The sequence below is a fragment of the Arthrobacter oryzae genome, assembly GCF_037911235.1.
Lineage (GTDB): Bacteria > Actinomycetota > Actinomycetes > Actinomycetales > Micrococcaceae > Arthrobacter > Arthrobacter oryzae_E.
Map to the genome: position 1 here is coordinate 88990 of NZ_JBBLYW010000052.1, position 19273 is coordinate 108262.

At 65.0% G+C, this 19273-nt stretch carries 17 protein-coding genes and 2 tRNA genes; 15 read left to right on the forward strand and 4 right to left on the reverse strand.

Going from position 1 to position 19273, the window contains the following annotated elements:
* Positions 1-73: 73 nt before the first annotated feature.
* Positions 74-997: a LysR family transcriptional regulator gene (locus WMN78_RS15270; protein WP_340534580.1), complete on the reverse strand. Its 924-nt coding sequence runs from the start codon at positions 995-997 to the stop codon at positions 74-76.
* A gap of 84 nt (positions 998-1081) precedes the next feature.
* On the opposite strand from WMN78_RS15270, the gene WMN78_RS15275 reads away from it, so the two are divergent.
* The 4 genes from WMN78_RS15275 to WMN78_RS15290 all read left to right on the forward strand — a co-directional run bounded on the left by WMN78_RS15275 (position 1082) and on the right by WMN78_RS15290 (position 4169).
* Positions 1082-1672, forward strand: coding sequence for a hypothetical protein (locus WMN78_RS15275; protein ID WP_340534581.1), 591 nt, complete (start codon positions 1082-1084; stop codon positions 1670-1672).
* 75 nt (positions 1673-1747) lie between these two features.
* Complete coding sequence (locus WMN78_RS15280) at positions 1748-2818, forward strand: hypothetical protein (RefSeq protein ID WP_340534582.1); 1071 nt, start codon at positions 1748-1750, stop codon at positions 2816-2818.
* A gap of 83 nt (positions 2819-2901) precedes the next feature.
* Positions 2902-3975 carry a PQQ-dependent sugar dehydrogenase gene (locus tag WMN78_RS15285; protein ID WP_340534583.1) on the forward strand — a complete coding sequence of 358 codons (1074 nt, stop codon included), beginning with the start codon at positions 2902-2904 and terminating at the stop codon, positions 3973-3975.
* 118 nt (positions 3976-4093) lie between these two features.
* A tRNA-Lys gene (locus WMN78_RS15290) sits at positions 4094-4169 on the forward strand.
* Positions 4170-4485: 316 nt separating this feature from the next.
* On the opposite strand, the gene WMN78_RS15295 is transcribed toward WMN78_RS15290, so the two are convergent.
* The gene (locus WMN78_RS15295; protein ID WP_340534606.1) at positions 4486-4968 is read right to left on the reverse strand and encodes a MarR family winged helix-turn-helix transcriptional regulator; all 483 of its coding nucleotides are present in this window, start codon (positions 4966-4968) and stop codon (positions 4486-4488) included.
* A 96-nt stretch (positions 4969-5064) separates the two neighbouring features.
* Between WMN78_RS15295 and bcp the strand changes: the two genes are divergently transcribed.
* The 8 genes from bcp to WMN78_RS15335 all read left to right on the forward strand — a co-directional run bounded on the left by bcp (position 5065) and on the right by WMN78_RS15335 (position 15272).
* Positions 5065-5535 carry a thioredoxin-dependent thiol peroxidase gene (bcp, locus tag WMN78_RS15300; RefSeq protein WP_340534584.1) on the forward strand — a complete coding sequence of 157 codons (471 nt, stop codon included), beginning with the start codon at positions 5065-5067 and terminating at the stop codon, positions 5533-5535.
* A 149-nt stretch (positions 5536-5684) separates the two neighbouring features.
* A tRNA-Leu gene (locus WMN78_RS15305) sits at positions 5685-5766 on the forward strand.
* A gap of 250 nt (positions 5767-6016) precedes the next feature.
* On the forward strand, positions 6017-6691 hold the full coding sequence (locus WMN78_RS15310; protein WP_317780093.1) for a fasciclin domain-containing protein: 675 nt from the start codon (positions 6017-6019) through the stop codon (positions 6689-6691).
* A gap of 207 nt (positions 6692-6898) precedes the next feature.
* A complete protein-coding gene (locus WMN78_RS15315) occupies positions 6899-8572 on the forward strand; it encodes an ABC transporter substrate-binding protein (protein ID WP_340534585.1) in 1674 nt (557 codons plus the stop codon).
* Between the two features lie 79 nt (positions 8573-8651).
* On the forward strand, positions 8652-10157 hold the full coding sequence (locus WMN78_RS15320; RefSeq protein ID WP_340534586.1) for a malate:quinone oxidoreductase: 1506 nt from the start codon (positions 8652-8654) through the stop codon (positions 10155-10157).
* Positions 10158-10226: 69 nt separating this feature from the next.
* On the forward strand, positions 10227-13460 hold the full coding sequence (locus WMN78_RS15325; protein WP_340534587.1) for an efflux RND transporter permease subunit: 3234 nt from the start codon (positions 10227-10229) through the stop codon (positions 13458-13460).
* Positions 13461-13686: 226 nt separating this feature from the next.
* A complete protein-coding gene (locus WMN78_RS15330) occupies positions 13687-14811 on the forward strand; it encodes an LLM class flavin-dependent oxidoreductase (protein WP_340534588.1) in 1125 nt (374 codons plus the stop codon).
* On the forward strand, positions 14811-15272 hold the full coding sequence (locus WMN78_RS15335) for a MarR family winged helix-turn-helix transcriptional regulator (RefSeq protein WP_340534589.1): 462 nt from the start codon (positions 14811-14813) through the stop codon (positions 15270-15272). Before WMN78_RS15330 ends, WMN78_RS15335 begins: the two co-directional genes overlap by 1 nt.
* A gap of 16 nt (positions 15273-15288) precedes the next feature.
* Here WMN78_RS15335 and WMN78_RS15340 read toward each other — a convergent pair whose 3' ends face one another.
* Together WMN78_RS15340 and WMN78_RS15345 are read right to left on the reverse strand one after the other, a co-directional pair.
* Positions 15289-16095 (reverse strand): transglutaminase family protein, encoded by an 807-nt coding sequence (locus tag WMN78_RS15340; RefSeq protein WP_340534590.1) that lies wholly within the window; start codon positions 16093-16095, stop codon positions 15289-15291.
* 74 nt (positions 16096-16169) lie between these two features.
* Positions 16170-16994, reverse strand: coding sequence for a hypothetical protein (locus tag WMN78_RS15345; protein WP_340534591.1), 825 nt, complete (start codon positions 16992-16994; stop codon positions 16170-16172).
* 97 nt (positions 16995-17091) lie between these two features.
* Between WMN78_RS15345 and WMN78_RS15350 the strand changes: the two genes are divergently transcribed.
* From WMN78_RS15350 to WMN78_RS15360, 3 genes are all read left to right on the forward strand, one after another.
* Positions 17092-17754: a DUF1684 domain-containing protein gene (locus WMN78_RS15350; protein ID WP_340534592.1), complete on the forward strand. Its 663-nt coding sequence runs from the start codon at positions 17092-17094 to the stop codon at positions 17752-17754.
* Positions 17755-17822: 68 nt separating this feature from the next.
* The gene (locus tag WMN78_RS15355; protein ID WP_340534593.1) at positions 17823-18653 is read left to right on the forward strand and encodes a fumarylacetoacetate hydrolase family protein; all 831 of its coding nucleotides are present in this window, start codon (positions 17823-17825) and stop codon (positions 18651-18653) included.
* A gap of 35 nt (positions 18654-18688) precedes the next feature.
* The gene (locus tag WMN78_RS15360; RefSeq protein ID WP_340534594.1) at positions 18689-19225 is read left to right on the forward strand and encodes a GtrA family protein; all 537 of its coding nucleotides are present in this window, start codon (positions 18689-18691) and stop codon (positions 19223-19225) included.
* Positions 19226-19273: the final 48 nt, after the last annotated feature.

Sequence of the window (19273 nt, forward strand, 5' to 3'; positions counted from 1 at the left end):
GATTATTTCGATCAAATAGTGGACTCTCGTCTCAAATAATGAGATGCATGGTCCGCGCGGGGGTCAAACTGTGTCAGTCGTCACGCAGGCCGGCGGCGTCGATGGAGGCGGCTTCGGCCTCGAGCATGGACAGAACCTGCGCAATGGTGGTCCGGGCGGCGACGTCAGGCCGGGCGAGCGCCACGATGCTGCGGCGTGCTGTGACACCGAGCAGCGGACGCAGGACGAAGCCGCGCTCCTGATTCCTCAGCGCCGTGTATCGAGGCAGCAGGCTCAATCCGTGGCCGGCGCTGACAAGGGCCTCCAGGACCCGAAGATCGGGAAAAAGCTGCGCACGCACCGCCGGAGAGCCCGCCTGGAGTTCGATCTGGCGCAGTACCGTATCAAACGGAAAGCCGTCGGGTACGCCCATCCACGGAAACCCCACAACATCACCGGCCGTCAGCGAAGGCTTGGCCGCCAGGACGTGCCCGGCCGGCATCGCCACGTCCAGCGGTTCGTTCAGCAGCGGAACCACCACCAGCCCCTGCCGGGCGAAAACGTCGGCACCATCGACGCTGTGGGCCAGCACGATGTCGTAATCGGCAGCCAGGGCCGTGAACCCCGCGACACCCGGGTCCTCGAAGCAGGCCTGGAACCGGAGTCCCTCCACTGCTTTGACACGGTGCAGGAGGCCGGGAAGGAACATTTCCGCTGCGCTCGGAAAGAATGCCGCTTTAACATGCGTCTGCCAGCCCTGCCGGTAGGTGTCGATGGTGGCCTCAGCGCGCGCCATGGCAGTGGAGACATCCGCGGCGGCCGCCGCCATGGCGCGGCCGGCCTCCGTCAGGCGCACTCCCCTGCCGGATTTTTCGACCAGGACAACGCCCAGTTCGTCCTGGAGGGTCTTCAGTTGCTGGGAGACGGCCGACGGCGTTACCTCCATTGCCTCGGCGGTGGCGCCCACTGTGCCCCGGTCCGAGAGTTCACGGAGAATCCGGAGCCGTTTCAAATCCATGAGGCGAGGCTACAGGACGGCACTCCGGCGCGAAGCCTTGCGCCGCCGGGACATGACAAGGAGTCCTGAGCCGGGTCTGGTAGCGTGCAAGCCACCCTGCCGGCCGACCACCAGGACTTCACCGTGAACAGCAAGCCCGTGCCGATCACGCCGGACGAAACCACCCCCGGACCCGACCCCGCGCCCACCAGTGAAGAGCTGAAGGCCAGGCTCCGGGCCGTGTTCGATCACCAGATTCCCAACTACGGCGACTACAACCTCGTCTGCGGCTCCAGCAGCTTCATGGCCCCGGAGGCCGCAGCACGGGGCTGGGCTCCCCCGCGCCGGCGGAGCTTTGTCATCGGCTACCGCTGGCACCCGGCCGAGGTTCTCGTGGCCCCGTTTGACGAAGGCTCCCTTACGGCTGCCGGCGTGCCGGTGGCGTTCAATATGACCAACCTCGCCCACGCCGTCCGGCTTCCCGCCGTCGGGTCTTCGCTGGGCGGCTATGAAGTGGCCGCCAGCACCGGCAAAGCTTTACGTTTCGGAGTGGAGAACGTCATGACGCTGGACTCGCTGCACGGGAATCCCGACCAGCGGGCCATTCACAGGCCGCGGTACATCGAACAAGCTGACGACGCCGCTGACTTTCATGAATTCATGGCCGACTTAGTACAGCGGGCACGGCCGCGCTGAACCTTTACAGCCGTAATCACACCGACGTAACGTCAAGCAACGGCAACCTTGCCTTGTGGACAGAAGGGCTCTGCTATGGACTGGATCATCTGGGTCATCGTCATCGTAGTAATCGTTGGAGTGGTGTGGTGGCTCCTGAACCGCAACAGTTCAGGAAAAACCACGGGAGCATCAACCTCATCCGATTCCGGTGCGACCGCTCCACGCATAGAGGAAACCGGCACCTCCCGCCTTGGCGCCACCGGGAACGCCGCCCCCGCCGGCGGCGGTGCAGCAGCGTCGGCTGACGCAGCGGCCACTGCCGGAATGCCGGCTGCCGCAGGATTCGGTTCCACCGGGATGGCCACGCCCGAGGGCGGAGACGTGGACGACTGGGACGAAGGCTCCGCGGCTGAGAGGGAGGTGCACGCAGCAGGCACCGAACGTACAGCAGCTACCCACAGGGCACCAGCTACCGACCGCACAGCTGAACCTGAATCCACAGCCGTAGCCGGGAAGGAAGAGTGGGAAGGGCAGTGGTCCGAGGCAGGGAGCACGCCGCACGCGGCGCAGGCACATGCGGCCGGGGAACACGTGGCCGAGGCGCCGGCCAAGGGTCCGGCAGCAGAGGGCACCCCCGCAACCAGGGCAGGAGCGCAGGCCCCGGTTCACCACGCCGAGTACACGGAACCGCACGCACCCACCCTTCCGGGTGCCGAGTCCGCCGCAGCGGAGGATGTCCCGGCGCCCGCAACTGAAGCGGAGCAGCGTCCCGCCACCGCAACCACACCAGCCACAGCAACGGCGCCAGCGACAGCAACCGCAGCCGCTCCAGCCGGCGGGAGCAGCGCCGGAGCACTTTCCGAGGGGGACGCCGAAACGATGCAGGCTGCTGCCTCATCGGCGGCCACGGAAGCGGCGGCAAGCCACACGGCAGAGCCCGCCGGACACCTTGCGGCTGAGCAGCCGTATGGTGAAGGATCCGCAGCCCCCGGTCCGGATGGCACGGGGCCCGAGGGTTACACCGTCAAGGGCGATGCACAGTCGATGACCTACCACGACGAAACAAGCCCCGCCTACGAGGAAACCACAGCGGAAGTCTGGTTCGAGTCGGCCGCGCACGCCGAAGCGGCCGGTTTCCGGGCTCCGCGACGGAGCCGGCGCTAGACGCCAGGCACGCAGGCGGAGAGGCCGGCGACGACATGCACGGGGAAAAGGCGGGGCGTAGATCCAGGCCCGCTCCCTCCTTCATGTCTGCCGCTGCCCTGGCGTCAGCCTTGGCATTGTCCGCTTGTACCGGAGACGGCAGCGGCACGCCCACGGGCAACGCCGGCTCACTCGCGGGCGGTGACCGGGCGGCCCGGGAACCGCAGGTACTGCGGTCCGTCGAAGGACTGCGGCTGCCGTGGTCAACCGTGTTCCTGCCGGACGGCACTGCCGTGATCTCCGAACGCGACAGCGGAGAACTCAAATCAGTCAAGGACGGCAAAACCACTGCGCTTGGCAGCATCGCCGGGGTTGTACCCGGCGGAGAAGGCGGCCTCCTGGGGCTGGCAGTCTCACCGAACTACGATTCGGACAAGTCCCTGTTCGCCTACTTCACGGCCCGGGTGGACAACAGGATTGCCCGGCTTACACTGACGGAGTCCGAAGCGGGGGGTGCGTTGAGCCTCGGCCGGCCGGAGACCATCTTCTCCGGCATCCCGAAGGCTTCAACGCACAACGGCGGGCGCATCCGCTTCGGACCGGACGGGCACCTGTACGTTGGAACCGGCGATTCCCAACGCCGCGACCAGCCACAGGATCCGAACGCGCTGGGCGGGAAGATCCTCAGGATCACCCCTGAGGGCAAGCCCGCCCCGGGCAACCCGTTCGGAGACAACCCCGTCTACAGCCTCGGCCACCGGAACGTGCAGGGCCTCGACTGGGATGACGCGGGCAGGCTCTGGTCCAGCGAATTCGGGCCAAACGTGGATGACGAGCTGAACCTGATCCAGCCGGGCGGAAACTACGGTTGGCCGGAGGTTACCGGGGCGCCGGGCAGACAGGGCTTCATTGATGCCAAGGTGGTCTGGCCGTCCACCGCAGAATCATCCCCCAGCGGCCTCGAGATCGTGGGGACCACGGCCTATCTCGGAGCGCTCCGGGGCCAGCGGCTGTGGGCCGTCCCGCTCGATGGCGAAAATGCCGGAAATCCTGTGAGCCATTTCACAAGAAAGTACGGGCGCATCCGGGACGTTTCACTGGCCCCGGACGGTACTTTATGGATGCTCACCAACAACCAAAACCCTGATTCTGCGCTGATTTTGGCGCCTCCAGGCTAGTCAGCCGGTCCAGCCAGGCGCCGATTTCACACTGCGCCAAATCTCGTGTAGAGTTTCATGTCGTTGCGGAGATGAACGAGGGAAACAAAAGCCCCCGGGAAGAACCAAAACAACAGCTGCACCTCTAGCTCAACTGGCAGAGCAATTGACTCTTAATCAATGGGTTCCGGGTTCGAGTCCCGGGGGGTGCACCACAGAAACCCCGTCTTCACTGGCCACAAGCCTGAAGGCGGGGTTTCGTCTTGCCCGGCCATCGGGCTTTCAAAGCGTCCCGGTCAAGGACATGGACCCCTTCTTCCACCTGTACGGTGCCCATGGAGTTTCCGGGCCCGGCCTTACGGGCATTGTTGGAGATGCATGTGGTGGCCATCCCGCAAGCCAAACCGTGCCCAATAAAGTCGGGCTGGGACGTTCAGGCGCTGGAGGCAGTCGCCGTCAGGCTCTTAGGGTAGGCAAATCCCCGAGCGGCGGGTCGTTCAGACGGGAGGGTCGTTCAGAAGGGCGGGTCGATCAGTTGACGCTGTTAACGTCCACGGCGAGTCCGGACTCGGCACTGGCCACGATGGCCTTGGTCTCGGGTGACGAAAAACGCTTGGCCAGGACGGTCACTACGGCCTGGAGTTCCTGACGGAGGACATCCGGGTCGATCGAAGCAGCCGCCAGCACGGTCCGTTCCATGTCCGCCGCGGCGGCCACGGCCTCAACTCCGCGCTCGGTAAGGGTCACCACATGGCTTCGACGGTCGGAGGTGCTGCGTTCGCGGCGAATGTGTCCATGAACCTCGAGCCGGCTCAGGGTTTTCCCCATGGTCTGGGCCTGTACACGAACCAACTGGGCAAGCTGCGCCTGGGTCATGGGTCCGTTGACGGCAAGGACTTCCATGGCGATCACCCCCGCGTGGGTCAGGCCGATGGCTCCCAGCTTCTCGTTCCAGGAGTGTTCCACGAGGCGTGCCGCGGTGGACAAAAGGCGCCCAGTGGGCCAGCGATCCATATCAGGCATACCACTTAGTATAGCGAGCGTGGGATTCGTCCCCGGTTCCCGCGCTTACTAAGCTTGCATGTCCAGAACATTCCTAAGGAGAAAATCTTGGCTGAACGACTCATTCCCGGCACTCCGGCACCGGACTTTGCGCTGAAGGATTCCGCAGGGAACGACGTCAGCTTGAAGGACTACCGCGGACGAAGCACCATCGTATATTTCTACCCGGCCGCCTCCACGCCGGGGTGCACCAAGGAAGCCTGCGACTTCCGCGACACGCTGGCCTCCTTGCAGCGGGAAGGCTACGACGTCCTTGGCGTCTCTCCTGATCCCCTCGGAAAGCTCGCTAAATTCGCGGAGCAGGAAGCCCTGACTTTCCCGCTCCTGTCCGACGAAGACCACACCGTGGCTGAGGCCTATGGTGCCTGGGGTGAGAAAAAGAACTACGGGCGGACCTACGAAGGCCTCATCCGGTCCACGGTTGTGGTGGATCCCGACGGCAAAGTCGCCATGGCACAGTACAACGTGCGGGCAACTGGCCACGTGGCAAAGCTCCGCCGGGACCTCGGGCTGGCCTAGGCATTTTTCGCCGGGATCCAGTGAGCAGGGCTTAGCCTTCCGCCGAGCGGAGGGTGCCGCGCGGCAGGTACACTGGAGCCTGGCACCCGCCGTCGAACGTTTCCCTGCTTTCGCAGGATAGGCAGCAAAACCACGTACGACGGCGCCGCGCGCGAGTGGTGAAATTGGCAGACACGCAGGATTTAGGTTCCTGTGCCTTCGGGCGTGGGGGTTCAAGTCCCCCCTTGCGCACAGCTGCACAATCCTCGGAATCCCGGGCCTCACGGCCCGGGATTTCTTTGTTTAACTCCACCGCACCAGCGCCCGAAAGGCTCCAGAAAAAAAGATTCTCCCTGTTCACCCATCCATTCCTGGCGAACTGCCGAATACCCATTGAGACACCAACCAAGGGTCGGTGCCCGCAGTCGGAAATTCAGCCAGTGCAGTGATCGAAGTAGTCGTTCGCCGCAGGCAATGATCGGCACTAACAAGGAGAATCGAAATGCAGTCATTCAAGCGCACAACTTTCACCGTTGCAGGTGTTGCAGCTGCAGCTCTGCTGAGCCTGACAGCATGCGGCGGCTCATCAACGACGGCTACCAGCTCCTCAGCGCCGGCCTCCACGCCGTCCGCTTCGAGCATGGCGCCGTCACCGTCGGCCAGCTCTTCGGCCGCCATGGACCCCGCCGCCAACCTGGTTGGCCCGGGCTGCGCAGGTTACGCCGAGCAGGTACCCGACGGCGCCGGCTCAGTGGCCGGCATGGCCCTCGACCCCGTCGCGGTGGCCGCCTCCAACAACCCGCTGCTGAAGACCCTGACGGCCGCAGTGTCCGGCCAGCTCAACCCGAAGGTTGACTTGGTTGACACCCTGAACGGCAGCGAATTCACGGTCTTCGCACCGGTGGATGATGCATTTGCCAAGATCGATGCCGCCACCATCGAAACGCTCAAGACCGACGACGCCCTCCTGAGCAAGATCCTGACCTACCACGTGGTTCCGGGCCAGATCACCCCCGACAACATTGTGGGCACCCACAAGACCGTCCAGGGTGGCTCGGTCACCGTGACCGGCACCAAGGATGCGCTGAAGGCCGATGACGCCAGCGTCATCTGCGGCGGCGTCCAGACGGCCAACGCCACGGTCTACCTGGTGGACTCCGTCCTGATGCCGAAGTAACCCTGAACGCTCCTGATCCGGCTCCAGCCTGACTCCCTGGACCGACCTGGAGAAAAGGAGGCCCGCACCATCCGGTGCGGGCCTCCTTATTGCACCCGCTCCCAGCTCTGCCTTCTTCGCCTTCGGCGGGCGTTCAGGATCAGTCAATTAGACTGGGGACCGGCCCGCTGTCCGCGGGCCTCCCTGCCGTCCAGAGGTGATCATCGAGTGCCCAGCAGTAAATCGCGCCGCATTGCAGTCAGTATCGGTGCAGGGGTCCTGTCGCTGCTGCTGGCCTCATGCACAGGCACGCCTGCTCCGGCGCCGGCGTCGTCTTCTTCGGCGACTGCCAGCACGCCTGCCACCCCGACGGCGACGTTCACCTTCGGCACCGCGGCCCAGCCGCTGGGCCTTGATCCCGCCCTGGCCTCCGACACGGAGTCCTACCGGATCACCCGCCAGATTCTTGAAGGTCTCGTCGGAGTGGACCAGACCACAGGCCTGCCCACTCCCCTGCTCGCCACCGAGTGGGCCGAGTCAAACGAGGGCCGTGCCTACACCTTCAAGCTCCGTGAGGGAGTAACCTTCCAGGACGGCTCGACCTTCGATGCCGCCGCCGTCTGCACCAACTTCAACCGATGGTTCAATTTCCCGGAGAGCCTGCGGAAGCAGGCCCCCGGCACCTCGTTCAAGGGCGTCTTCAAGGCCCACGCCGACCAGGCATCCCTGTCCATCTACAAGGGCTGCACGGCCCTCTCCGCGGGGAACGTCCGCATCGACCTCACGCAGCCCTTCACCGGGTTCCTCCAGGCGCTGACGCTCCCGGCCTTCGCTATGTCCTCCCCGACAGCCATGGCCAAGCAGGAGGCGGATAGCCTCAGCCAGTCCCGCGACGGCCAGCCGGTGTCTGCCTACGCCCTGCACCCCGTCGGCACAGGCCCTTACAGCTTCGCCGCGTGGGAAGACTCCAGCGTCAAACTGGTCAGCAACAAGGACTACTGGGGTGACAAGGGCCAGATCGGCACCATCAACTTCGTCACGTACGATCATCCGCAGTCCAGGCTCCAGGCCCTCCTCGACGGGAAGATCGACGGTTACGACGCCGTCACCGTGGGCAACTTCGATCAGCTCGTCAAACGCGGACAGCAAATCATCCAGCGCGACCCGTTCTCAGTGATGTATCTCGGCATGAACCAGGAAGTGCCCATCCTTCAGAACCTCAAGGTGCGCCAGGCGATCGAGCTGGCCGTGGACAAGGACACACTGATCCGCCGGTTCTTCATCGACAACACTGCCCAGGCAACCCAGTTCGTACCGCCCAAGCTCAGCGGGTTCAACAACAACGCCCCGTCCCTGGGCCACGATCCGGCCAAAGCCAAAGCGCTGCTGGAGGAGGCCGGGTACAAGGGCGAGGAACTGAAGTTCTACTACCCGCTGAACGTCACCAGGCCTTACCTCCCCACGCCTGAAAAGGTGTACGCAGAGCTCAGTAGGCAACTCACCGCCGTCGGCCTCAACATCAAGCCGGTTCCGGTGGACTGGTCGGACGGGTACCTGCAGAAAGTGCAGTCTCCCGGGGACCATGCCCTGCACCTGCTGGGCTGGAACGGTTCCTACTCGGATCCGGACAACTTCGTTGGCCCGCTCTTCGGCGAGAAGAGTGGCGAATTCGGCTACCAGGATCCGCAGGTCTTTTCGAAGATCGCGCGGGCACGCGGCCTGCCGGAGGGCGAGGAACGGACAGCGCAGTACCGCACCATCAACGCCCAGATTGCCGAATCCGTACCTGCGGTCCCGATCGCTTACCCCATCTCCGCCCTGGCGCTCTCCGATCGGGTGCTGAAGTACCCGGCGTCGCCGGTATTAAACGAGGTTTTCACAAAAGTGGAGCTGAAACCTTGACGGACTGCCGCAATTTCAGTTAGTAGGGTGCTCGGGGATATTCTGTGACAGCCAGAGCCGCTGCTATCGGAGACTGATTGTGACTTTCATATCCAAGACCCAACATGCCGACGTCGTCCTGATTGGCGGCGGCATCATGAGCGCCACGCTGGGTGCGTTCATCAAGCAGCTCGAACCGAACTGGACCATCTCGCTGTTCGAACGGCTCGACGAAGCCGGCCTGGAAAGCTCGGGCCCGTGGAACAATGCAGGAACCGGCCACGCCGCCCTGTGTGAGCTTAACTACTCTCCCGCAGCCAAAGACGGCTCGGTTGATCCTTCCAAGGCACTGCACATCAACGAGCAGTTCCAGCTGTCCCGGCAGTTCTGGTCCCACCTGGTCAGCAACTCCCTCATCGGCTCCCCCAAGGGATTCATCAACACCGTCCCGCACATGAGCTTCGTGATCGGGGATGCCAACGCGGACTTCCTGAAGACCCGGTATGAGGCGCTGAAGCCGAACACTCTTTTCCGCTCCATGGAGTACTCCGAGGACCACGCCCAGATCGCCAAGTGGGCGCCGCTGATCGTCAAGGGCCGCGACCCCAAGCAGAGGATCGCCGCCACCCGCGCGGCCGAAGGAACCGACGTCGACTTCGGTGCACTGACCCGCGAGCTGACCACTTACCTCGGCAACAACGGCGTGGAGATCAACTACGGCCACGACGTCAACGGCATCCGCCGCGCCCCGGGCGGCGGCTGGGACCTTACGCTCAAGCACAAGAAGTCCGGAGAACACGGAAACATCCGCGCGAAGTTCGTGTTTGTCGGCGCCGGCGGCGGTGCGCTGCATCTGCTGCAGGCCTCCGGAATTCCGGAGAGCAAGGGCTACGGCGGCTTCCCGGTCTCCGGTCAGTTCTTCCGCTGCACCGACGAGGCCCTCGCGGCCCAGCACAGCGCCAAGGTCTATGGCCAGGCATCCGTGGGCGCTCCGCCCATGTCAGTTCCGCACCTCGACACCCGTTACGTTGAAGGCAAGCGTTCGCTGCTGTTCGGCCCGTACGCCGGATTCTCCACGAATTTCCTGAAGAACGGCTCGTATCTGGACCTGCCGCTGTCGATCCGCCCCGGCAACATCATCCCGATGCTGGCCGTGGCGAAGGACAACATGGACCTGACCGCCTACCTGGTCAAGGAAGTGGCCAAGCGCCACGGCGACAAGGTGGAGGCCCTGCGCGAGTACTACCCTGAAGCAAAAGACGGCGATTGGGAACTCATCACGGCCGGCCAGCGTGTTCAGATCATCAAGAAGGATCCGAAGAAGGGCGGTGTGCTCCAGTTCGGCACCGAAGTGATCGCCGCCCGCGACGGTTCCATCGGCGCACTGCTCGGTGCTTCCCCCGGAGCCTCCACGGCAGTTCCCATCATGATCGAGCTCCTGCAGAAGTCCTTCCCCAAGGACTTCAAGGGCTGGCAGTCCAAGCTCAAGGAAATGATGCCCGGCTACGGCGTCAAGCTCAACGACAACCCGGAGCTGGCCGCCCGGCTGGAGGCGGAAACGGCCAGGACGCTCCAACTGGAAGCAGTGGACGCACCCTCCAGCTGACGCCCTGTTCGGGTTACGGCAGGTTCCACCCCCAACCACAAGACCGTTAACCCCTCAGGAGACAATGAGATGTACCGGCTGGCAAAACTTTCGCTGGCAAACAGGGCCCTGATCGCGCTGATCACCGTCTTTGCGTCGGTGTTCGGCGTGATCACCATGTCCTCCCTGAAGCAGGAACTCATTCCTTCCATTGAGTTTCCGCAAATCACGGTCATCTCGGCCATGCCCGGCGCGTCACCGGAGGTCGTGGACAAACAGGTGAGCGGGCCCCTCGAGACCGCGCTGAACGGCGTCGAGGGGCTGGAGTCGACGTCGTCCACCTCCCGCACGGGGGTGTCGCAGATCACCATGGTTTTCACCTACGGTTCCAATCTGGACCGGGCCCGGAACCAGATCGACCGCGCCATCTCCAACGCCAAGCGGACGCTGCCCGACGATGTCCAGCCGCAGGCGATCGCAGGCAGCATCAGCGATTTCCCGATTGTGTTCCTGGCGGTCTCCTCCGACAAGCCTCTCAGTGAGCTGAACGCCGATCTGCAGCGGCTCAGTGTTCCCCGCCTTCAAAAGCTCGACGGCGTGAGGGGCGCCGACATCACCGGCGGCGCCACCCAGCACATCCAGATCCTTCCCCGCCCCGAGGCCATGGCAGCCAAGGGTGCCACCATCCAGTCCATCAGCAATGCGCTGAAAAACAACGGAGCGCTTGTTCCGGCGGGCACCATCGAGGAACAGGGCAAAACGCTGTCGCTGCAGATCGGCAGCCCGGTGGACTCCCTGGACGCCGTCAAAGCGCTGCCCCTCGGCGGCGCCAAGGACGCCGCAACCATCGGCAGCGTGACCGATGTCAGCATCAAGGACGACGCCAGGACGTCCATCACCCGGACGAACGGCAAGGAAACGCTTGCCCTGTCCGTGACGAAGAAGCCCGAAGGCGACACCGTGGCGATCTCGCATGCTGTGAAGGATTCCATCGGCCAGCTTGAAGCGGAGCTTGGATCCAACGCGAAGTTCACCCCGGTGTTTGACCAGGCCCCGTTCATCGAAAAGTCCATCAAGGACCTCACCACGGAGGGCCTACTAGGCCTTGGCTTTGCCGTCGCGGTGATCCTGGTGTTTCTGATGTCCGTACGGTCGACGCTGGTAACCGCCGTCTCCATTCCGCTGTCCCTGCTCATCACGTTTATCGGTCTCTCCGCCACAGGGTACTCACTGAACATCCTGACCCTCGGAGCACTCACCATCGCAATTGGACGCGTGGTGGACGACTCGATTGTGGTCATCGAGAACATCAAACGCCACCTCAGCTACGGTGAGACCAAGCTCGCAGCCATCCTCACTTCCATCCGCGAAGTGGCCGGCGCCATCACGGCGTCCACCCTGACCACCGTCGCCGTCTTCCTTCCGATCGCCTTCGTCGGTGAACTGGCCGGCGAACTGTTCAGGCCCTTCGCCCTGACGGTGACCATAGCCCTGCTCTCCTCCCTGCTGGTGTCCCTCACCATCGTTCCCGTCCTGGCCTACTGGTTCCTGAAGACGCCGGCCGCCGGCGCGGGCGCCGCGCTTTCCGCCGAGGCCGCCCGGGAAGCCGCCGCCAAGGCGCATGAGAAGGAGCAGCGGAGCCTGCTCCAGCGCGGCTACCTGCCCATCCTCAACAAGACACAGAAACATCCGGTGGTGACTCTCATCGCGGCAGTCCTGGTGCTCGGCGGGACGGCGGCGATGACACCCTTGCTCGCCACAGACCTCCTGGGCCGCTCCGGCGAGAACAGCATGACCGTCAAGCAGGTCCTGCCCGCAGGAACCAGCCTCGAGGACACCAGTGCGGCTGCCGCAAAGGTCGAGGACGTCCTGGACGGCATCGACGGCATCAAAGACGTCCAGGTCACCTCCGGAAACGCCCAGACCGGTTTCACGGCCCTGACCTCCAGCGGCGCCTCCAACTCCACCTTCACCGTGGTCACCGAGGAGAAGGCCAACCAGGCCCGGCTCCAGGAAACCGTCCGCGGCGAACTGGCCAAAATCAGTGACGCCGGCAAGATCTCCGTAGGCTCCCAGCAGGGCGGATTCGGCACCTCGTCCACCGTGGACATCACCCTGAAGGCGGCCAACTCGGCCGACCTCAGGACTGCCAGCGATGCCATGGTCAAGGCCATGGAGGGCGTACCGGGCAGCACCGAGGTTGCCACCAACCTCGCAGCCACCCAACCCGTGGTGCAGGTCAAGGTGGACCGCGCCAAAGCCGTCGCCGCCGGCCTGAACGAGGAGCAGGTGGCCGGAGTCCTGGCCTCCACCATCAGCCCGCTTCCGGCCGGGACAGTCCGGATCGACACCAATGACTTCCCGGTCCAGATCGGCGAGGGCACCCGCTTCACCAGCGTCGGCGCCGTTCGGAACATCCCGCTGCCGACGTCGGGCGGTGCCGTGACGCTGGGAAGCATCGCCTCCGTGGAGCAGGTGGACATCCCGGTTTCCATCACCGCCAGCAACGGCCAGCGCACCGCGCGCGTCTCGGTGACGCCGTCGGGCGCCAACCTGGGCGCGGTGAGCACTGAAGTGCAGAACCGGCTCAAGACGGTTGAACTCCCGGCAGGGGTCACGGCGGAGATCGGCGGCGCCACCACCCAGCAGACCGAGTCATTCCAGCAGCTGGGCCTGGCCCTGCTGGCCGCCATCGCCATTGTGTACGTGATCATGGTGGCGGCCTTCAAGTCACTCATCCAGCCGCTCATCCTGCTGGTGTCCGTCCCCTTTGCCGCTACGGGGGCCATCGGGTTGCTCCTGGTGACCAGGGTGCCGCTGGGCCTGCCGTCGCTTATCGGCATGCTGATGCTGGTCGGCATCGTGGTAACCAACGCAATCGTCCTGATCGACCTCATCAATCAGTACCGGCAGCCGCGGGCCGGCATTCCCGGTGTGGACCCGGCCGGAATGAACGTGGCCGACGCCATCACCCACGGTGCGCGGCAGCGCCTCCGCCCGATCCTGATGACCGCCCTGGCCACCGTGTTCGCACTGACGCCTATGGCGCTGGGTTTGACCGGCGGCGGGGGCTTCATCTCCCAACCGCTGGCCATCGTTGTGATCGGCGGCCTGATCTCCTCCACGGCGCTGACGCTGGTCCTGGTGCCGGTCCTCTACCGGCTGGTGGAAGGGCGCCGGGAGAAGAAAGCGGTGCTCCGCGCGATGCACGAACGCCCCGACTTCGGCCCCCCGGACGACGTCGACGCAGAGTTCCGTGACTGGACAACGGGCATGGTGCCCAAGGTTTCCGGCCGCCGGGCTGCGGCCGGCGAGCCCGAGTAGTACGGGCACCCTGTACAACTGAAGCGCCTGACCAATTGCCGGCCTGAACAACTGCAGGACTGCATCTGAAGTGCCCGTGCCACCCCGGTGGCACGGGCACTGCTGTTTACCCCGGCGGGAATATCCTGGCGTGCCGAACGTTACATCCAGCGATAGATGCAAATGCATGTAAATCGGCTACACTGGAACAAGACCCGGAGAAGTTCGGACAACGGAAAGGCACATCATGCAAATCGGCGTATTCAGTGTCAGTGACATCACCACTGACCCCACCACGGGCCGGACCCCCACGGAGCACGAGCGAATCAAAGCGTCCGTGGCGATCGCCAAGAAGGTCGAAGAGATCGGCATGGATGTCTACGCCATCGGCGAGCACCACAACCGCCCCTTCTTCTCCTCCTCCCCCACCACCACACTTGCCTACATCGCGGCGCAGACGGAACGAATCATCCTGTCCACTGCCACCACCCTGATCACCACCAACGACCCCGTGAAGATCGCCGAAGACTTCGCGATGCTGCAGCACCTGGCCGACGGCCGCGTGGACCTGGTGATGGGCCGCGGCAACACCGCGCCGGTCTACCCCTGGTTCGGCAAGAACATCCAGGACGGCATCGAACTGGCGATCGAGAACTACAGCCTGCTGCGCCGGCTCTGGGACGAGGACACAGTGAACTGGTCCGGCAAACACCGCACCCCGCTGCAGAACTTCACCTCCACCCCGCGCCCCCTCGACGGCGTGGCCCCCTTCGTGTGGCACGGTTCCATCCGCTCGCCGCAGATTGCTGAAGTGGCCGCGTACTACGGCGACGGCTTCTTCGCGAACAACATCTTCTGGCCCAAGGAGCACTACCAGCAGCTGATCAGCCTCTACCGCGAACGCTACGAGCACTACGGCCACGGCAAGGCCGACCAGGCGATCGTGGGCCTCGGCGGACAGTTCTTCATGCGCAAGAATTCCCAGGACGCCGTCAAGGAGTTCCGTCCCTACTTCGACAACGCGCCCGTCTATGGCCACGGCCCGTCGCTGGAGGACTTCACCTCGCAGACGCCGCTGACGGTCGGTAGCCCGCAGGAGGTCATCGAGAAGACCCTGACCTTCCGCGAGTACTTCGGCGACTACCAGCGCCAGCTCTTCCTGATTGACCACGCGGGCCTGCCGCTGAAGACCGTGCTGGAACAGCTGGACCTGTTCGGCGAAGAGGTCCTGCCGGTGCTCCGCAAGGAATACGCCGAGAAGACTCCCGCCCACGTGCCGGAACCGCCCACTCATGCCGGACGGGTGGCAGCCCGGATGGCTGCCCAGGTGCAGGAGGAATCACTGGGCAAGCCGACAGCGCAGGACGCCTGATGACCACGCAGCCAGGCGAGTCGCCCGTCCGGCTCGCCGCCGAAACCTGGGAATCGCTCTTCCGCGCGCAGGTGGCGGTGATGCGCAGGCTCCAGTCCGGCCCTGCTTTCAAGGCGCTGGCCGTCAACGAGTACGACGTCCTTTTCACTCTCTCGCGCTGTCCTTCGGGCTGGCTGCGGCTGAACGAGCTGAACGACAATGTGCTCCTTAGCCAGTCCAGCCTCAGCCGGCTTGTGGAACGGCTGGAGAAGCGCGGACTGGTGGAGCGCATGCCGGCGCCCCAGGACGGTCGCGGGGTCCTCCTGAAACTGACTGACGCCGGGCGGGACCTGCAAAAGCAGATCGGGCGGGAGCATGTACGCGACATCTCCGCCCTGATGACTCCGGCGCTTACCTCCAGCGAACAGCGTGAGCTCCTGCGGCTCACCGAGAAGCTGCGCGGGTCCGTGTCGGGACGCTAGCTGCAGTCCCCGGGCGTCAGGCCAGCACGACGAGCTTCGCGGGGTCTTCCTCGGGCAGCTGCCCGTCCACCACAGCGGTGACACGAAGCTCCCGCAAGGAAAGGCTTCCACCCACCGTGGACAGGAAAGCCGTGTCCGAGGAGTCCCGGCCCGCGGTGATCCTCAGCATGCTCTCCCGCGGGGCAAGCCCGGTCGGATCGATGACGTGCCAGGCCCCGTTGATATAGGCCTCGGCCACGGCGTGGAAATCCATCGGGCTGAGCCCGGGCGCATAGACCGCCACCAGCCTTGCCGGCACGTCCTTTGAACGCAGCAGTGAAATGGCAAGGTGGGCGAAGTCGCGGCACACGCCGCGGCGGTGCAGGAGCGTCTCCACCGCGCCGTCGGTCCCGCGGGAGGAACCACTGACATAGCGGAGCTCGCTGAAGACCCAGTTGCGCACGGCGTGCAGGAGCCCTTCGCCCTGGAGACCGCCGAATTCGGCATAGGCCGTGGGCAGCAGGCGGTCCGACTCGGCATACCGGCTCGGCCGGACGTAGCGGATAAGTTCCATGAGGTTGGGTTCTTCCGGAACCGCCAGCCCGGAAACAGTGGCCGTGTAGTCCACGGTTACCTCAGTGGGTTCCGCGAACTCCATGTAATGGAAGCGGCCGCCATGGTGATCGGACAGTTCCGTCACGGGGACCGGGTCCTGCCCCGAGGTCACCGAGAGCGTTTCCACGAGCGACGAATAGCCCGCATTCCTTGCGACGGCAACCGCCAGTGCGACTTTGGTTTCAGCTGCGGTCTTGAAGACGAGCCTGGCGGCCACGCTGCGTTCCATGTATCTCCGGGTGTGAGGTAGTGGCAGAACAGTACCCGGTGCCGGCCGGTTGGGTGTACGGGCGGGCGGCGGGACTAACTTTTGATCTCCAGAGACATTAGCATCCGCTGGACATTCGCGAATTCGGAGCCCGCGTTGACGTACTTTGCCGCCTGGTCGAGGGTGTCGAAGGCCTTGGCGGGGGCCACTTTCTCATCCGTGGCGAAGGCCTTTATCGCGGCCAGGTCCCCGAACGAGACGTCGCCCTTGCCCTCGGGACCGCGCACGATGTTCTGCAGGGCGCAGGCCCTCCCGTCGCTTCCTCCCACCACGTTGGTGATGCCGTAGGAGCCGAAGTACTTGTAGCCCTGGATCACGCGAAACACGACGTGAGGGGTAATCAAACCGTCGCCCTCACGGTGCGGCAGGTCCACGGGAACGCTGCTGACCACCACGTACGGCCTTCGGGCCGCCTCCTCGCACGCCGCGGCGGAGGGCGACGGCAGGCCTGTCTGCAGGGTCGCCAGATACACGCCCTTGGCGTCCTTCACTTCGACCTTGACCGCCCCGGGAAGCGTCCCCTGGTCCGGCGTGACTGACTGGGCGATCCAGTCCTGCGGCAGTTCGAAACTGACATTCTTGGTGGAGTCCGAAAAGACCTTCCACGAAGCCGCCGTCGCCCCGGCCGACGCGGATTCCGTACCCGATTCCGAAGGTTGCGCTCCGGTGGTCGGGGCCCCCGGACTTGCCCCTGGTGCGGACGACGGCGGCGCACCCGCCGTCGTGCTTTCCGTCGGACTGGCGCCCGCCGTCCAGGCGGGTTCCCCCTTGCCCTCGCCGCTGCAACCGGACAATACTGCGGCCGCAACGATGAACGCCGCACCTGCACGGACCCTTGGGGCTACTGCCTTCCCTGTCATGACGCAAGCGTAGCCGCGCCCGCCGCGCAGACGCCGCGTTCCGGCGGGAGTGTTGGCTGGCGGGGTTTCCCTTCCGCAAAGAGGCTACGCTGGGGACATGGCGGAACAGCACTTTGACACGGAGCAGGACAGCGTAGCGGACATCTCGGCCCTGGACATTGCCGACTGGAGGGTCCGGACCTTCGCCATGTACGAAAACGTCCGAAGAATAGCCGTGGACAGCCCTGCTGAGGCGCACTCGTATTGGCGCCAGGAACGCGACCGGTTGTTCGGCACCCATCCGGCCTCGGCGCTCACGGCGGAAGCCAAGGCCACATTCAGCGGCCTGCGGACAGCTGACTATGACCCCATCTACCGGTTCCAGGTGCCCCTGACGAAAGAGGGCGCCGGCCGGGAAATGAACGTTGAAACGGGCACCGACGGCGTTGTCAAGTTTGTGCGCCTGGGCACCTTCGACCTGCCCGAGATGGGCCAGCTGGCCGTCTGGAAGCTGCACGGCTACGGCGGCGGCATCTTCGTGCCGTTCCGGGATGCGACAGCCGGGCAGCCCGGCGGCAGCTACGGCGCCGGCCGCTACCTGCTGGATACGATCAAAGGTGCCTTCCACGGGGTGCTGGGATCGGGGTCCGACGCGGAATTCATCCTTGACTTCAACTTCGCCTACAACCCCTCCTGCGCCTACAACGAAGCCTGGGCATGCCCGCTGGCGGGTCCGTCCAACAGGCTGGCCGTAGAAATCCCGGTCGGCGAACTGTACTGACCCCGGCAGTAAAGATCGTCCGGGCGACACACTCCGCCGCACCCTCGGGCAGGACGTAGGATGTCACGATGACCGCAACGCAGACACGCCGTATTGCCCGGGTCCGTCCGCACTCCCCGGCGTCGGAGCTGGAACAGTTCTTCGTGGCCAACGACGCTCCCGAGTTCGGCAGCGAAGCGGGAAGGCTCTGGACCGTCACCGACAGCCCGTTCCCGGGCTCCCGGGCGAATGCCTGCAGCGCTCCCCGGACCGGATGGCAGCCGGGCTCGGTGGTCGGCGAAGACACTTTCACCTTCCTCGCGCCCAGCGTCCCGGCAAATGTCCTGGGCATGGCGCACAACACCGGCCAGGCCGGCCGGGACCTTCCTCCCCAGGCCTTCCACAAAGCAGCCACCAGCGTGGTGGGTCCGGGCGACGCCATCGAGCTCGCGCCGGGAGTGGGGCACGTGGACCCCGAAGCCGAGCTGACCATCGTCGTCGGGCGCAAAGCTCGTGGGTTGACGCCGGAGAACGCACGGGATGCCGTCCTCGGTTTCACCATCGGCAACGACGTCACGGCCCGGGATCTGCAGAAGACGGATGACCTGTGGATCAGCGCCAAGAGCCAGGACACCTTCACACCGGCCGGACCGTGGATCGTGACCGGCCTGGACAGTGACGCATTGTCCATCGGCGTCGTACATAACGGCACCGAGCTACGGTCAGCCAGCTCCGCGGACCTCGGCTGGGGCGTGGACGAAATCCTGGTTTACCTGACGTCCTTCATGACGCTCCACCCAGGCGACCTGGTCCTCACGGGATTTCCCGCCGAAAGCGCACGGCTACATCCTGGGGACACCGTCACCTGCCGGGTTGGGGGAATCGGGGACCTGACCAACCCGGTCCGGGAGGCCGCCTGACGGGTTCCGGCGGAACATTGTGGCAGGCTGGAACGATGGAATCACCTGCTGCGCCCGCCATCCTGCTGCCGCAACAGTCCGAGCCGCAACAGTCCGAGCCGCAACAGTTCGGGCCCGGAACCGCAGCACGGCGCCCGCCGGCCACAAGGCACCACCGGGGCATCCTTCGCTTCCCCGCTATCCGGCAGCTCCTGCGGTTCACCGCCGTGGGCATCCTCTGTACACTGACCTCGCTGGCCCTCTACGCCCTGCTCCGGCCCTGGCTGGGCTCCCAGCCGGCCAACGCCGCGGCGCTCTTCGTTACCTCGGTGATGAATACGGCCCTGAACCGGCGGCTCACGTTCAAGATCGCCGGACGCGCGAAGGCCGGCAGGGACCACCTGAGCGGCCTGGTGGTCATTGTCATTGCACTGGTAATCACGGGCGGCAGCCTGGGGGTGCTGCACTGGGTCAATCCTGACGCGACCTTATCGGATGAGCTGTGGACCACCACGCTCTCCGGCTTCCTGGCCACAGCCGTGCGCTTTGCGCTGCTTCGGCACTGGATCTTCCGCCGCGCACGGCACCGCTGACCCTTGGCCGCTGAATCCCGACGGCGGACGGCGACGGCGACGGCGACG